The organism is Aeromonas enteropelogenes (assembly GCF_000819845.1).
Classification (GTDB): domain Bacteria; phylum Pseudomonadota; class Gammaproteobacteria; order Enterobacterales; family Aeromonadaceae; genus Aeromonas; species Aeromonas enteropelogenes.
On the sequence record NZ_CDCG01000040.1, the window covers coordinates 93,287 to 106,023 of the forward strand.

13 protein-coding genes are annotated in these 12,737 nt (G+C 59.2%); 3 read left to right on the top strand and 10 right to left on the bottom strand.

Features of this window, described 5'->3' with window-relative positions; all coding sequences use genetic code 11:
* Positions 1–15: 15 nt before the first annotated feature.
* Positions 16–1,206 carry a flagellin lysine-N-methylase gene (gene fliB, locus BN1123_RS17225; RefSeq protein ID WP_042028533.1) on the bottom strand — a complete coding sequence of 397 codons (1,191 nt, stop codon included), beginning with the start codon at positions 1,204–1,206 and terminating at the stop codon, positions 16–18.
* Between the two features lie 170 nt (positions 1,207–1,376).
* On the opposite strand from fliB, the gene BN1123_RS17230 reads away from it, so the two are divergent.
* Both BN1123_RS17230 and BN1123_RS17235 read left to right on the top strand, forming a co-directional pair.
* Complete coding sequence (locus BN1123_RS17230) at positions 1,377–1,712, top strand: DUF3634 family protein (protein ID WP_042028534.1); 336 nt, start codon at positions 1,377–1,379, stop codon at positions 1,710–1,712.
* 145 nt (positions 1,713–1,857) lie between these two features.
* On the top strand, positions 1,858–2,226 hold the full coding sequence (locus BN1123_RS17235) for a DUF805 domain-containing protein (protein WP_042028537.1): 369 nt from the start codon (positions 1,858–1,860) through the stop codon (positions 2,224–2,226).
* A gap of 66 nt (positions 2,227–2,292) precedes the next feature.
* On the opposite strand, the gene tauD is transcribed toward BN1123_RS17235, so the two are convergent.
* The 7 genes from tauD to BN1123_RS17270 form a co-directional block, all read right to left on the bottom strand.
* Positions 2,293–3,144, bottom strand: coding sequence for a taurine dioxygenase (gene tauD, locus BN1123_RS17240; protein ID WP_042028541.1), 852 nt, complete (start codon positions 3,142–3,144; stop codon positions 2,293–2,295).
* Complete coding sequence (tauC, locus tag BN1123_RS17245; RefSeq protein WP_042028542.1) at positions 3,141–3,980, bottom strand: taurine ABC transporter permease TauC; 840 nt, start codon at positions 3,978–3,980, stop codon at positions 3,141–3,143. Before tauC ends, tauD begins: the two co-directional genes overlap by 4 nt.
* Positions 3,977–4,744 carry a taurine ABC transporter ATP-binding subunit gene (tauB, locus tag BN1123_RS17250; RefSeq protein ID WP_042028544.1) on the bottom strand — a complete coding sequence of 256 codons (768 nt, stop codon included), beginning with the start codon at positions 4,742–4,744 and terminating at the stop codon, positions 3,977–3,979. Before tauB ends, tauC begins: the two co-directional genes overlap by 4 nt.
* 24 nt (positions 4,745–4,768) lie before the next feature.
* Positions 4,769–5,743 (bottom strand): taurine ABC transporter substrate-binding protein, encoded by a 975-nt coding sequence (gene tauA / locus BN1123_RS17255; protein WP_042028546.1) that lies wholly within the window; start codon positions 5,741–5,743, stop codon positions 4,769–4,771.
* 368 nt (positions 5,744–6,111) lie between these two features.
* Entirely contained in the window at positions 6,112–7,215 is a 1,104-nt protein-coding gene (locus BN1123_RS17260; protein WP_042028548.1) for a YdcF family protein, read from the bottom strand.
* 253 nt (positions 7,216–7,468) lie between these two features.
* Positions 7,469–8,215, bottom strand: coding sequence for a DNA/RNA non-specific endonuclease (locus BN1123_RS17265; protein ID WP_042028550.1), 747 nt, complete (start codon positions 8,213–8,215; stop codon positions 7,469–7,471).
* Between the two features lie 240 nt (positions 8,216–8,455).
* On the bottom strand, positions 8,456–10,348 hold the full coding sequence (locus tag BN1123_RS17270) for a PTS fructose transporter subunit EIIC (RefSeq protein ID WP_042028552.1): 1,893 nt from the start codon (positions 10,346–10,348) through the stop codon (positions 8,456–8,458).
* A gap of 521 nt (positions 10,349–10,869) precedes the next feature.
* Between BN1123_RS17270 and BN1123_RS21730 the strand changes: the two genes are divergently transcribed.
* Entirely contained in the window at positions 10,870–11,019 is a 150-nt protein-coding gene (locus BN1123_RS21730; protein WP_167335316.1) for a hypothetical protein, read from the top strand.
* Between the two features lie 93 nt (positions 11,020–11,112).
* On the opposite strand, the gene BN1123_RS17275 is transcribed toward BN1123_RS21730, so the two are convergent.
* Positions 11,113–11,472: a hypothetical protein gene (locus BN1123_RS17275; protein WP_224212357.1), complete on the bottom strand. Its 360-nt coding sequence runs from the start codon at positions 11,470–11,472 to the stop codon at positions 11,113–11,115.
* Positions 11,473–11,865: 393 nt separating this feature from the next.
* The gene (locus BN1123_RS21030; protein ID WP_082037563.1) at positions 11,866–12,630 is read right to left on the bottom strand and encodes a class I SAM-dependent methyltransferase; all 765 of its coding nucleotides are present in this window, start codon (positions 12,628–12,630) and stop codon (positions 11,866–11,868) included.
* Between the last annotated feature and the right edge of the window lie 107 nt (positions 12,631–12,737).

Genomic DNA, 12,737 nt, shown 5'->3' on the forward strand with positions numbered 1-12,737 from the left:
CCCGCCACACTCTCTTCACATGGCGCTATCCGGTGCCACCGCGGTCTGCAGCAGCGCGTAGAGGGCGACATCGTTGTGCTCGCCCCCTTCGCTCAGCACCCTGGCGATGGCTGCTTCATAGTCGCCATTGTGCTGGCGCAGGCTGTGGTAGCTGTAGAAGAGATCCACGATATCCTGCTCGCTCAGCTTGTTCTCCATGGCCAGCAGGCAGAGGTAGCTGCGCAGCAGAAAGTAGTCGGCGACCAACAGCTGATAGCATTGCTGCGGGGTGCGCTCCGGGTGGTAGGGAAAATTGTGGTGATAGACGTAATAGACCAGATAGTTGTGCAGGATATGGGGGCGCGCCGCCAGAAACGGGGCGACCTGGTGGTGCCAGATTTCGTGTAGCTGAGCCAGCTGCCCGGTATTGAAGTCCCCGCTCAGCAGCCGCTGGATCTGCTCCAGACATCGTTGCATGGTGGCCAGTCCCCGTCCGGCTCTCGCCCCGGCATTCACCACCTGCAGGCAGGTCAGGTGATGCAGGGCTGACCACTGTACCTGGCTGATGAAGGGAAGCTGGGCAAAGGCGGCCGAGAGCTGCCCCGCCTCCACCAGCTGCCCAATCTGGGCCAGAAAAGCGTCATGGGAGAGGGGGCCGGGATCCCGGTGGATCAGCAGGCCAATGACCCAGAGTTTCTCCTCCACACTCATCCCGCTAGCCAGCAGCACGTCGAGAATATGGCTGTGCAACTGCTCGATTCGGGGCGGCAGGATCTGCTCCTTGTAATAGCCATTGAAGGGGGTGACCTCCATCACCATGGCGGCGGGGTCGAGCAGTACCTGGCGGCACGCCTCTGGGCAGGAGAGGGCCAGACTCAGCTTGTGATGGCTGCCCAAGCGGCTTGAGACCCTGGGGTAGCTCTGGCAGGTGAGGCTCAGATCCTGCGTCCCGGCTCGCTTGTGGATCTGGCACAGCCCCTCGCTCAGGAATGGGCAGTGCCCGGTGTCGTCAAGGTCGATGCTGGCCCACTCCTCGTTCGAGCGTCTGATCTGGGTCAGAGAACCCGCGGCGATGTGCTGGATCAGCGGATCCGGGTGTGCGAGGTAGTGGCGGTAAGTCTTCTTGTCGATGTTGATGTGCCAGCCATGGCAGCAATTGTCTTCACACTGATCGCCAATACATTGAAATTGAGCATAAAACCTGGGGGTGAACTGGTGCGCAGTCATGAGGTCTCCGTCAAAGATTGGTCGTTTTCTTAAAAGGTCTACCCGCAAGCAAGATGGGTGCCTGTTTGCCACTTGGGGGGAATCGACACCGGGGGTGTGAGCCCGGCCCCATAAAAGGCACTCTCTTGGTGGTTATACTGCCAGATATCAAGACGTTGGGAGGAAACGACATGGCCTGGTTATCCTTGGGAGTGGCACTTGCCCTTATCTGGTGGCTGATGAAGCTGGGGCGTGGCGCCCTGTTCGAGATCCGGCTGCAACCTGGCAAGGTGGTGGTCAAGGAGGGCAAGGTGCCTCCCGCGTTTCTTGAGCAGATCAAGCAGATACTGCGTCACGAGACGGTGCGCGGACGGATCCTCGGCCAGCTTGATGGCGACAGGGTGAGGCTGGTGTTTTCCCGATCCATTCCCGATCCGGTCGCCCAGCGTTTTCGCAATGTCTTCCCCTATGGCGATTACCATCAGCCCGTGGCGCGGCGGCCCGGTCCCCAGGCGCGCAAGAGATAGCGGCCCCAAAGAGGCTTGCCAGAGCGCTCTGCCTGGTCTGATAGGCAGGCAGTCGTTGCGGCGGGTCTTTTTGCTCGCACCCCGCCCGCGAACTCGTTAAGCTCTGGCCCTATGCATTCTGTTTTCACTTGAGCCTGGAGGTGCAATGAACTGGTATCTTGCCGTACTCAAAAAATATGCCGTATTCAGCGGGCGGGCCCACCGCACCGAATACTGGATGTTCGTGCTGTTCAACCTGCTGGCCGTGCTGTTGATGAAGACGCTGGACAAGGTGCTGGGCAGCAACGAGTTGCTCGGCGCCATTTACTCCCTGGCCGTATTGCTGCCGGCCCTGGCGGTGGCGGCTCGCCGCCTGCACGACACCGATCGCACCGGCTGGTGGTTGCTCATCGGCCTCATCCCCGTGGTGGGTACCCTGGTGCTGATCTACTTCCTGGTCTGTCAGGGGAATAGCGGCCCCAACCGTTTCGGGGAAGATCCCAGGGCGCCAGCGCCCCAGGGGTTTATCAGCTAGGGAATGGCTGTTGCCATTAGCCATGAGACGAGGGAGGCCGATGCCTCCCTCTTTCGTTGGCGGACGTCAAGAGGCGCGCCAGAAAGGCTTGTCACCGAGCACGGTCGCCCTGTGCATGATACGCCGGGTCGGCAGATAGTCGGCGTTGGCGTAATGCTGGGTGACCCGGTTGTCCCAGATAGCGATGTCGTTCTCCCGCCAGCGCCAGCGCACCTGATACTCAGGCCTGGCGATATGGCGAAACAGGAAGGCGAGCAGCGCCTCGCTCTCTTGCGCCGGCAAGTCGGGCAGGCGGGTGGTGAAGCCCTCGTTGACGAACAGCGCCTGGCGGCCGCTCAAGGGATGGGTGCGGACCACAGGGTGGCGCAGCGGTGGGTGGCGGGCCGCCGCCTCCTGCCAGCGCCGGTATTCTGCCGGGCTGGCGTTATGGCGATGGGCCGGAAACGATTTGGTGAAGTCGTGCTCGGCCTCCAGCCCTGCCAACAGTTGTTGCAACTGGGGGGAGAGCCCCTCGAAGGCGGCGATGCCGCTGGCCCACAGGGTATCGCCCCCCACCGGCGGCAGCTGCTTGGCGGCCAGAATGGCCAGTGCTGGCGGCGTCTCGATGAAAGTGACGTCGGTGTGCCAGTTGTCGTTGTCCGGCGGGTTGTCGTGGTGGGTGTCGAGCACGATGATCTCCTCGGCCTCCGGCGCGTGGGGGTACACGGGGTGAATGTGCAGATCGCCGAAGCGGTGGGCTAGCGCCCGCTGTGATAGCGGGGTGATGGGCTGCTCTCGAAAGAACAGCACCTGATGGGTCAGCAGGGCTTGCTGGATAAGTTCGAACAGCTGCCCGCTCAGGGGCTCGGCCAGGGTGAGACCGCTTATCTCGGCACCGATATGGGGGCCGAGGGGGGTGATGCGCAGGGAATTGCTCATAGTCCTTCTCCATGCCACGGCGTCAGGCGACGCTGCAGCGCACGTAAACCAAGTTCCAGAATGAAGGCGATCAGGGCGATCACCAGAATGCCCGCCAGCACCACGTCGGTAGCGAGAAACTCGCCGGCGGATTGCACCATGAAGCCCACGCCGCGGGTGGCGGCGATAAGCTCGGCCGCCACCAGGGTGGACCAGCCGACCCCGAGCCCGATGCGCAGCCCGGTGAGGATCTCCGGCAGGGCGCCGGGCACTGTGACGTGCCACAGCACCTGCCAGCGGTTGGCACCCAGCGCCCGGGCGGCCCGCAGTCGCACCTGTTTGGCGCCCTGCACCCCGGCCAGGGTCGCCATGGCGACCGGCGCGAAGATGGCCAGATAGATGAGCAGCACCTTGGCGGTTTCGCCGATGCCAAACCAGATCACCATGAGCGGCAGGTAGGCGAGCGGTGGCACCGGTCGGTAGAGCTCGATCAGCGGGTCGAGCATGGCGCGCAGGGTGGGGTTGAGCCCCATGGCCATGCCCACCGTCACGCCGCACAGGGTGGCGGCCACGAGGGCGATGAGGATGCGCTGCAAGCTGGCGGCGAGGTGTTGCCAGAGGGTGGCATCCATGAAGCCCTGTGGCCCTGCGATGGTGAGCAACTGCTGCAGCACCTGGCCAGGAGGCGGCAGGAACAGCGGGCTGATCCAGCCAAGGCGCGCTACCAGCCACCAGAGGGTCAACAGGGCGCCGAGGGTAAGCAGGCTCACCCCAAGCCGGCGCGGCAGCGGCCAGCGAAGTCTGCGGCGCAGGGCATGGCGGGCCGGGTTCAGGGAACGGGAGAGGGCGAGGCTCATGCAAACACCTCCCGCTCAGCGAAGACCCGGCCGAGCACGTACTCGCGCCGCTCGATAAAGGCGGGATCCGACTTGATGCTGCGGCAGGGCTCGCCGGCCGCGAAGCGGCGGCCAAAATCCAGGGTCAGCCGCTCCATCACCCGCCCCGGTGAGGGGGAGAGCAGCACCAGTTCGGTGGCCATGAACACCGCTTCCTCGATGTCGTGGGTGATGAGCAGCACCTGGCGGCGCTGCTCGTGCCACAGGCGCAGCAACAGGGTCTGCATCTGCTCGCGGGTAAAGACATCGAGGGCGCCGAAGGGCTCGTCGAGCAGCAGCAGTTGCGGTTGGTTGGCCAGCGCCCGGGCGATGCCGACCCGCTGACGCTGGCCGCCGGAGAGCTGCCAGATGAATGCGTGACTGGCCTCTTCCAGCCCCACCTTGCGCAGCATGGCCAGCGCCCTGGCCTCGCGCTCGCGGCGTGGCACGCCGGCCAGTTGCAGCCCGAAGGCCACGTTGTCCAGCACGTTGCGCCAGGGCAGCAGCCCCTCGTGCTGAAAGACCACCCCTCGCTCGGCGCCGGGGCCGGTCACAGGTTTACCGTGCAGGGTTATTTTCCCCTGCTGATGGGGCTGAAATCCGGCGATGAGATTGAGCAGGGTGGTCTTGCCGCAGCCGGAGGGGCCAAGCACCACCATCAGCTCCCCCGCATCCAGGGTCAGGTTGATGTTGTCGAGGACTCTGCGCCCGTCATAGTCGGCGTACAGGTGAGTGAGCTGCAACATGGCTACCTCCTTTGTGATGCAGGGTCAGTGGGGTTGTGCCTTGACGAAACGGTCGGTCACGTAATCGCGATAGTCGCTGCCGGCGCTTCGCACCTTGCCCTGCTCCTGGAGAAAGCGGGCGGTGTCGATGATGGTCTGGTTTACCAGCTTGCTCAGCTCTGCACTCTGCTGGCTGGCGCTCAGGTAGGTGTTGCCGCGAACCAGGCCGGGCACGTCCGCCTCGGGCACGCCGCTCAAGGTTGACAGCTTGGTGAGGTTGTCTGGCTTTGCCAGCCAGTCGTCGGGGTTGGCCAGGTAGTCGCGCTGGGCCGCCAGAGTGCTGTCGACGAAGGCCTGCACCAGCTCGGGATGGGCCTTGGCAAACTCTTTTCGCACCACCCACACATCCAGGGTGGGGGCCCCCCACCTGCCCACCTGAGCCGAGTCGGTCAGCACCTTGCCCTCCTTGCTCAGCTCATTGAGGGCCGGCGCCCAGACATAGGCGCCATCGATGTCGCCCCGCTGCCAGGCGGCGATGATGGCCGGCGGCTGTAGGTTGATGATCTGCAGGCTGGCCGGATCCACTCCCCAATGCCTGAGCGCCGCCAGCAGACTGTAGTGGGTGGTGGAGGTAAAGGGGACGGCGATGCGCTTGCCGGCCAGGGCGGCGGGGGAGGGAAGATCCTGTTTGACCACCAGCGCCTCCGAGCTGCCGAGCTGGGAGGCGAGCAGAAACACCTCGATGGGCACGTTTTGGCTTGCCGCCACCGCCAGCGGGCTGGAGCCGATATTGCCGATCTGCACGTCGCCGGAGGCGAGCGCCCGTACCACACTGGCGCCGCTGTCGAACTTGAGCCATTTCACCGTGGCGCCGCTGGCGCGGGCAAAGGTGCCGTCGGCCTGGGCCACCTTGGCCGGTTCAGCGGAAGTTTGGTAGGCCACTGTTACCTCGATGGCGTTGGCCTGCAGGCTGATGATGGCGAGGGCCGCCAGCCAGAGAGAATATCCTTTCCTTGTCATGATGCTATTCCGTTATCAGGAGAGTGGAGCAGCTGTTTTCCCATTTATCTGACTGACAATGAAAGAACGAAAATATTGTTATGGTGAGCAATGGTTCTTAGAAAAAGAACGGTAATTCAATGTGTTTATTTATATATCTCAATCATCGAAGTCGATATTTATCAAGCGGGAAATAGCGTCTGAATATATTTCCCGGCGTGAGATAGAACGTCCGATAAATTGAGGAATGGCCACTTCTCTTTATCAGACAAGAGATGGTTCAATGAGCGATAGCGGCAAAAAGAGAGCCCTTTTTTGGCAATAATAAAACCCGCCAAAGGGGCGGGCTTTATTGTCCATCACGGATGGTTCGGCTTGAAGCCGGGGGATCAGCGCTCCAGCAGGGGGGCGGAGCGGTAGCTCCACATGCCGTAGGTACGCAGGGCGTCGCGGTAGATGCCAAGCAGCTCGCTTTCGCTCGGGGTGGCCAGCTCCTTGAGGGGCTTGTCCGGGTAGCTGACACTCACCACCTTGATCCCGGCCGGGCCAATCTGATCGCAGGCAATCTCGAGCAGGGTCTGGCCACGGCGCACATGGCTCGCCGAGCTGACCAGCACTGCTTGGTCAATCTGGTGACGGGCCAGGGCATAGGCGCTGTAGAGGGCGTTGTCCACCGTGCTGGTGGCGTAGTTCTCCTCGATGAGGCGGCTGCGGTCGATGCCGTGCTTCACCAGCCAGTCGGCCATCAGCTTGCCCTCGGTCTGACGATTCTGCGGCACCCCGCCGGTCAGGATGATGAGGGCATCCGGATCCGCCTTGGCCAGCTCCAGGGTGGTCTGCAAGCGGCCCAGCAGGATCTTGTCCATGCTGCCGTCCGGATTCAGGGCATAGCCCAGGGTGACGATGGCCCGTTTGCCCTCTTTGGCCGCCTTGATCTGATCGTCCGTCAGTTTGGTCTGCAGCGGCGTGGTGGTCACCCGCTGCACCCGGGCGATGATTTCCTCCAGATCGGCGGCGCGTCCGCCGTTGCGATTGGCCACCCTGGCCAGATAGGTGCGCGATGCCTCCTTGTTGCCCTTCACCAGTTGCCAGATGGCGAGATAGGAGTTGATGTCGAGATCATCGGGCGCCACCGCCTGGGCCTGTTCGAACAGGGCGATGGCCCGGGTCAGGTTGCCGTTGTAAATCTGGGCATTGGCCGCCGAGATCAGCAGATCGGTACGATAGGGCTCCAGCTGGTAGGCGGCCAGCAGTCGCTCGGTCACCAGCTCCATGTTGCTCGGCATCTTGGCGGTAAATCCGGCGTGGGAGATCTTGGCCGGGGACTTGTAGATCTGCAGCGCTTCGCCGAGCAGCATGTCCACCGCCTGGCGTTTGCTGACCAGGGTATTGAGATCGCTCTCCATCTGCATCGTGCTGTCGGCCGCGAGCAGGGGGAGGGGGGAGAGGGCCAGCAAGCCGCCTAACGTCAGGGCAATCAGGGTCTGTTTCATCTGTGATTCCTCTGTGTGGGCGCCATCAGGCGCCATATTTGCTATCAGATGCCGTGTGCTGCTTATAAATGCGTGATAATTCATCGGGTTATCAATAAAACCTGGCATTAAAAGCAAAGTGAGAAATATAACAGGAAAGGGGAGAGCAAACTGTGAGACAGGCCGGCAAGGCCGGGGATTGAACCCGCCCCCGGGAAGGGCGGGAGTGCAGGCCAGCCAGATGGCATGGCCTGCGTGAGCGCATCGGCAGCAATCAGTTCCACATGGGGGAGACCCTGGCCTCCAGCGTCTCCTGCTGCTCGTAGGGCATGTCGCTGAAGAAGTCGAGCTGGGTCTGCTCTTCCACCTCGCGCACCGAGACGCGGTAGTTGGCGATCTGGCTGGTGGGGATATCCTCTTGCGGCATGATGAAGGCGATGGCCTGCAGCCTGGCCGGGTCCATCACTATCTTGTAGTAGGCGCTCGGGATCATCACCCCGTTGCCGATGGACTCCTCCGAGTGGGTGAAGAGGGGGCCGGTGATCACTTGCACATCCTCGCGCGCGATGGCCCACTGGCGCACCTTCTCCTCCAGGATGCGCCACGCCTTCTGGTTCAGGGCGGGCAGTTGCGGCGTCATGTTGGTCAACAGGAAGCTCTGCTTCATGGTCACCTCGGTGGCGGCCATGTCGGCTGCCGGAGCCTGGTGGCCACGGTCATAGCCGGAACGCTTGTAGTCAGCCAGGGTGGCGCGAAAGGCGACCGGTACCTCCTTGTCTTCGGCAAAGGCATCCTTGCGTTTGACCTTGCCCTGGGCGCTCTCGGCCGTCATCCGGTAGGAGACCCAGTTCGCTACCTTGTAGTCGTAGTTGTAGCCCGCTGCGTATCCCTGACGGCACAACTCCTGATCCGAGCCGGCCGGGGCGCCGAAGCGCACGTGATCGCCGCAGACAAAGCCAGCGGCAAAGCTGGGTGCGGCACCGAGGGTGATAGCCAGAACCAATCTATTGATTTTTATCATTTTTGTGATGCTCCAGTTTAGTAGGCGGAGCCATTTGACATGAGATCTGACCAGCTATTCAATTGCTGTTTTTTTACACGAAGCGGATTTGTGACGGCGCGCCGGGATTTGGGGGAAGGGTAGTTAATGTGTTTTAAATCAGTGGCTTGCCATATGAGATGATGAAAAGTTGGTCGCCGCTAACAGAGCAGGGGCCCGTAATTGGCCCCTGCTGCTGGTGGCAAAGCATGTCACGGCGGATTAGGCCGCATCTTGCCCCGTGCTTGCCTGGGTGCGGGCCAGCAGCCCGTCCGGGTCATGGATCGCCTCCCGGATCTTGGTGTCGATCACCTCGATATCCTTGAAGCGCTCGCGGTACTTGATGGCCACGTCGTGGGCCAGGATGACGCAGCGGGCGTTGGCCACATCTTTGGCGGTGATGCGGTTGATGATGCCATTGGCGCCCTGGGTCTCCACCTTGAGCTTGATCCCCGCCCTGGCGGCTGCCTTCTGCAGGCTCTTGGCGGCGAGGAAGGTGTGGGCCACGCCGGAGGGGCAGGCGGTGATGGCGAGTACGTCCGCTTCACCTTCCGCCTCGATGGCCTGGTAGTCATCTGCTGTGCTCGTTTCCTCTTCCTCCTCGGTCACCGGCTTTTTCAGCAGGTTGACTATGATGGCGGTGGTCAGGGCGCCGAGCAGGGTACCGACGATATAGCCTATCTTGCCCTCGACCACCGGCAGTACGATCCATCCCCCCCAGGGGGCATGGTTGATGCTGTTCATCATGAAGCCGGTGACGTTGCCGACTATGCCCCCTGCGACGATGGCCGGAATGACCCGCACCGGATCGGCGGCGGCGAACGGAATGGCCCCCTCGCTGATGCCGATCATCCCCATGATGGCCGCCGCCTTGCCCGATTCACGCTCCTCTTTCTTGTATCTTTTCGGGGACATCAGGGTGGCCAATGCCATGCCGAGTGGCGGCACGCAGATGGCGATACCGACGCCGCCCATCAGCCAGGGCTGGGTATCGACCTGGGTCTGGGCGAACAGGGTCGCCACCTTGTTGACCGGGCCGCCCATGTCAAAGGCGGTCATGCCCCCCAAAATGGTGCCCAGCATCACCTTGCCGGAGCCCGCCATGCCGGAGAGCCACTGGTTCATCGATTCCATCATGGCGGCAATCGGTGCACCAATTACCCACATGACGATGCCGCACACCAGGAAGGTGCCGATCAGCGGATAGATAAAGATGGAGCCGAGGGAACTCATGGAGTCAGGCAGCTTTATCCGCTTGAGCTGGTTGACCACAAAGCCGGCGATAAAGCCCACCAGAATGGCCCCAAGAAAACCGGTCTGATAGTGCTGTACCGCCACCCAGGAGCCGATCATGCCAGGGGCCAGGCCCGGTTTGTCGGCCAACGAATAGGCGATATAGCCACCGAGCACGGCAGTAAAGAGAGTGAGTCCGGCGATCCCCATGGTCGCCATGTCCTTGAGAAAACCTGTCTCTGGCACGGCGCCCTTGCCGCTCATCATCACGGAGAGCGACAGCAGCACGCCCCCCGCCACGATGAAGGGGATCATGTGGGAGGTACCAAACAGCAGGTGCTGTTTCAGGGTCGCGAGCCGCTCCTTGAAGCCACGCTCCCTGGCAGGTTCTTCTTCTTCGGTGGGGAGGGCCGCCTTGGCGGGTTGCGCCGCGCAGGATCCTGCCGAGAGCAGCGACAGCACCTCATCGACTTTGGTGGCTGCCTTCATCTGCTCGATAAAACCCGGCGCCAGCAGGCGGGTGGAGAGCTCGGCCAACACCTCGATATGGTGGTTGGCCCCGCCCTCGGGGGAGGCGATCATGAAAAACAGCTGGGCGGGCTGGCCATCTTCGGAGCCGTATTCGATCCCCTGCTGGCTGATCCCGATGGCAATGGCCGGGCGGTGCACCGCGCTGCTCTTGGCATGGGGCAGGGCCACACCCTGCTCGAAGCCGGTGCAGTCAAGCTGCTCCCGGGCCCAGAGATCGCTGATAAATTGCTGCCGATCCGACACGGCGCCATCGCGCACCAGCAGCTCGGCCATCTCGTCAAACAGGGCCTCCTTGCTGGTAGCCCGCAATGCCAGGCAGATGAGTCCGTCATTAGTCATGGTGGGTAACATTTCACTCTCCTTGCTCTTCCCGAGCGTCATGAGGTGGGGTCAGTTGTCCCGAATATTGTTCTCCCCTTGCCGGCCTGCCGAAATCGGACAAATGTGCAGTTCACTGGATTTTTGTGCGCCATGCCCCACCCTGTGACCCTGCTCGCACTTTTTTTGCACCGGTTAATGTTCATTTATCTTAATTAATTGCATTTAAAAACAGATAGTTGAAGGCAGATTCTATAGATAGGGAATCAACTGCTGAGCAATGATTCAATTGGGATAAAAAACTGGGATGGAGAATTGTGTGATGGCCAAGGCGTGAGCGAAATGTGAGCGGATAGACAGAAATAGGCGACAGCCGTGAGTGAGCCAAGTGGGGCTCATATGGAAAATAAAACAAAATTTTAGATTGGTTTTACCACAATCAATCGTTTATTTCGTTGGGCAGTTGCGCGATTCCGGATGTCAGAATAGGGGAGAGCAGGTTGGCCAAGTGCCGTCAGCCAGTGTGTAACTCTATGAATGAAGGAGACATTCTGATGGAAAAACTAGACCAAGAGATCGACACCATGCGTCAGGAGCTGGAGCTGCAGGGTCTGAAACAGGCCCATGACAAGTGGCAAGCCCGGGTCGATGAACTGGAGCGCATCCGCTCCTCTGAGCCTCACTCTGAAGAGGCCGAGTATTAGCCCGCTCTGATGGTCGCAGTTCGTTTTTCTGACATAGAGAAAGGATCGCCAGAATAACCCAACCCCCACCGCCCAGCGGGCCGTGGGGGTTAATTATTGCGGCCCGGCACCGTTTTGTGCCTGCCACTGCTGCAGGCGCCGTTTCAGTGAACCCTCGCCCGGGCTGATAAAATCATCCAGCAGAAAACAGCGGCGATCGCCGGCAGTTTTAAATTGAAAAGTGACGGCTCGTGGCTCTTGCCGGGCCTCCGAGAGCATAAAGCGATAATCCATGCTGACCGAGACGATGCCATCCTGCTGGCCAGCCAGGCGGAAGGTGATGGGCCCGGTGACCTCGCCATCTTGCGCACTGATCCAGGGATCGGCATCGATGGCGCACACTTCCCCTTCGCCATTACACTTGGCTTCCTCGCTCAGCACGGCAAAAAATGCTGGGGTCAGCAGCGCTTTCACCTTTGCCGGTTCTGCGTAATAGAAATCTCTGTGTTCACTCCAAAAAGCCTTGGCCAGCTTGACCGCGGCTGAATTGTCACAGGCGGCGTAACCTGGGCCAGTAAATAAGGCCAAAAATAAAATAACGAACCCAGGATGTAGTTTCATATCGTTTTTCCTAACCTAACCTAACCTAACCTGACCTGATTTGTGTAGATAAGTGGATTGTTATTTATTAATTTTTTTAAATCAAGTGTCTTATTGATGCGGCTCGCTCTATCTAAAAAATATTGTAATCGATAGCATTGATAGCTTGGTGTGGGTATCGAAAAATAACATGTTGGATGAATGATAAGTTAATGGTATGGGGCATTTTTTAATCGACCAAAGTATGTAAAACAATATAGTTATTTCCTATATTTTAGGTTTTCTAGCTACGACAAATCTCACGTTGTTTCGTTTTGTGTGAGTGTCAGATTTTAGATTGAATAGTAGTTCATGACAGAAATCCGAATAGTCGTTACCTAGCATGGTTTTTAATCTTGCCATTCTATTAAGTCTTGCAACCCAACTGTCAATGATTTCTTGTGATGCTGCACCATTGAAATTCAACTCGGGATCGGTCACATCATGATCAAGATAGATTGTTTCAAATCCAGCCTCTTGCAGTATATTTTGCATTCTCTCCCCAAAATTAAAGTCATAAGCACCATGCTTGTATGAATCAAGTTCAAAGTTCAGAACCTGAAGATGATATTTACTTGCTTGGGGAAGATTTCCTGAGATAAAGCAAGATATATCCAGAAGTGCAATCCAGCCATCATCATCAAGCAATGAATATAGGTAGGTTATAAAGTCAAGTGGATTACATAAATAAGACAGAGAAAAACTACTCCAAACGCCACTTATTCGACCAAGTTGAAATGCACTAAGACCTGAGAAGTCACAACAGATGAACCTTTCATTAAAATTTTTGTCTGATTCGCAAACGTCGATAAAATCTTGGTTTATGTCAACACCAGTCACCCTATCAACGCGCAGGGAAAACATTTTTGAAACATTTCCGACTGAGCAGCCAAGATCAAGTACTGAATCATCATGACGGTACGGTATGATATCAAGATAACGTTCCCAGTCTCTCCAGCATTGCTGTTTTTTATACTCCTGAAAAAGATCCATAGTGCTCTCCTTAATTTCTTTGAAGGCCGAGGCATTGCCTGGAAGATTATTTCCACATAATACGGCTGATGGTTGCAAGAGGCGCGGTCTGCGCGGGGAAGACCATC

Coding starts and splice junctions, on each gene's coding strand:
- fliB (WP_042028533.1), bottom strand. CDS start 1,206: ATGACTGCGCACCAGTTCACCCCCAGGTTTTATGCTCAATTTCAATGT.
- BN1123_RS17230 (WP_042028534.1), top strand. CDS start 1,377: ATGGCCTGGTTATCCTTGGGAGTGGCACTTGCCCTTATCTGGTGGCTG.
- BN1123_RS17235 (WP_042028537.1), top strand. CDS start 1,858: ATGAACTGGTATCTTGCCGTACTCAAAAAATATGCCGTATTCAGCGGG.
- tauD (WP_042028541.1), bottom strand. CDS start 3,144: ATGAGCAATTCCCTGCGCATCACCCCCCTCGGCCCCCATATCGGTGCC.
- tauC (WP_042028542.1), bottom strand. CDS start 3,980: ATGAGCCTCGCCCTCTCCCGTTCCCTGAACCCGGCCCGCCATGCCCTG.
- tauB (WP_042028544.1), bottom strand. CDS start 4,744: ATGTTGCAGCTCACTCACCTGTACGCCGACTATGACGGGCGCAGAGTC.
- tauA (WP_042028546.1), bottom strand. CDS start 5,743: ATGACAAGGAAAGGATATTCTCTCTGGCTGGCGGCCCTCGCCATCATC.
- BN1123_RS17260 (WP_042028548.1), bottom strand. CDS start 7,215: ATGAAACAGACCCTGATTGCCCTGACGTTAGGCGGCTTGCTGGCCCTC.
- BN1123_RS17265 (WP_042028550.1), bottom strand. CDS start 8,215: ATGATAAAAATCAATAGATTGGTTCTGGCTATCACCCTCGGTGCCGCA.
- BN1123_RS17270 (WP_042028552.1), bottom strand. CDS start 10,348: ATGTTACCCACCATGACTAATGACGGACTCATCTGCCTGGCATTGCGG.
- BN1123_RS21730 (WP_167335316.1), top strand. CDS start 10,870: ATGGAAAAACTAGACCAAGAGATCGACACCATGCGTCAGGAGCTGGAG.
- BN1123_RS21030 (WP_082037563.1), bottom strand. CDS start 12,630: ATGGATCTTTTTCAGGAGTATAAAAAACAGCAATGCTGGAGAGACTGG.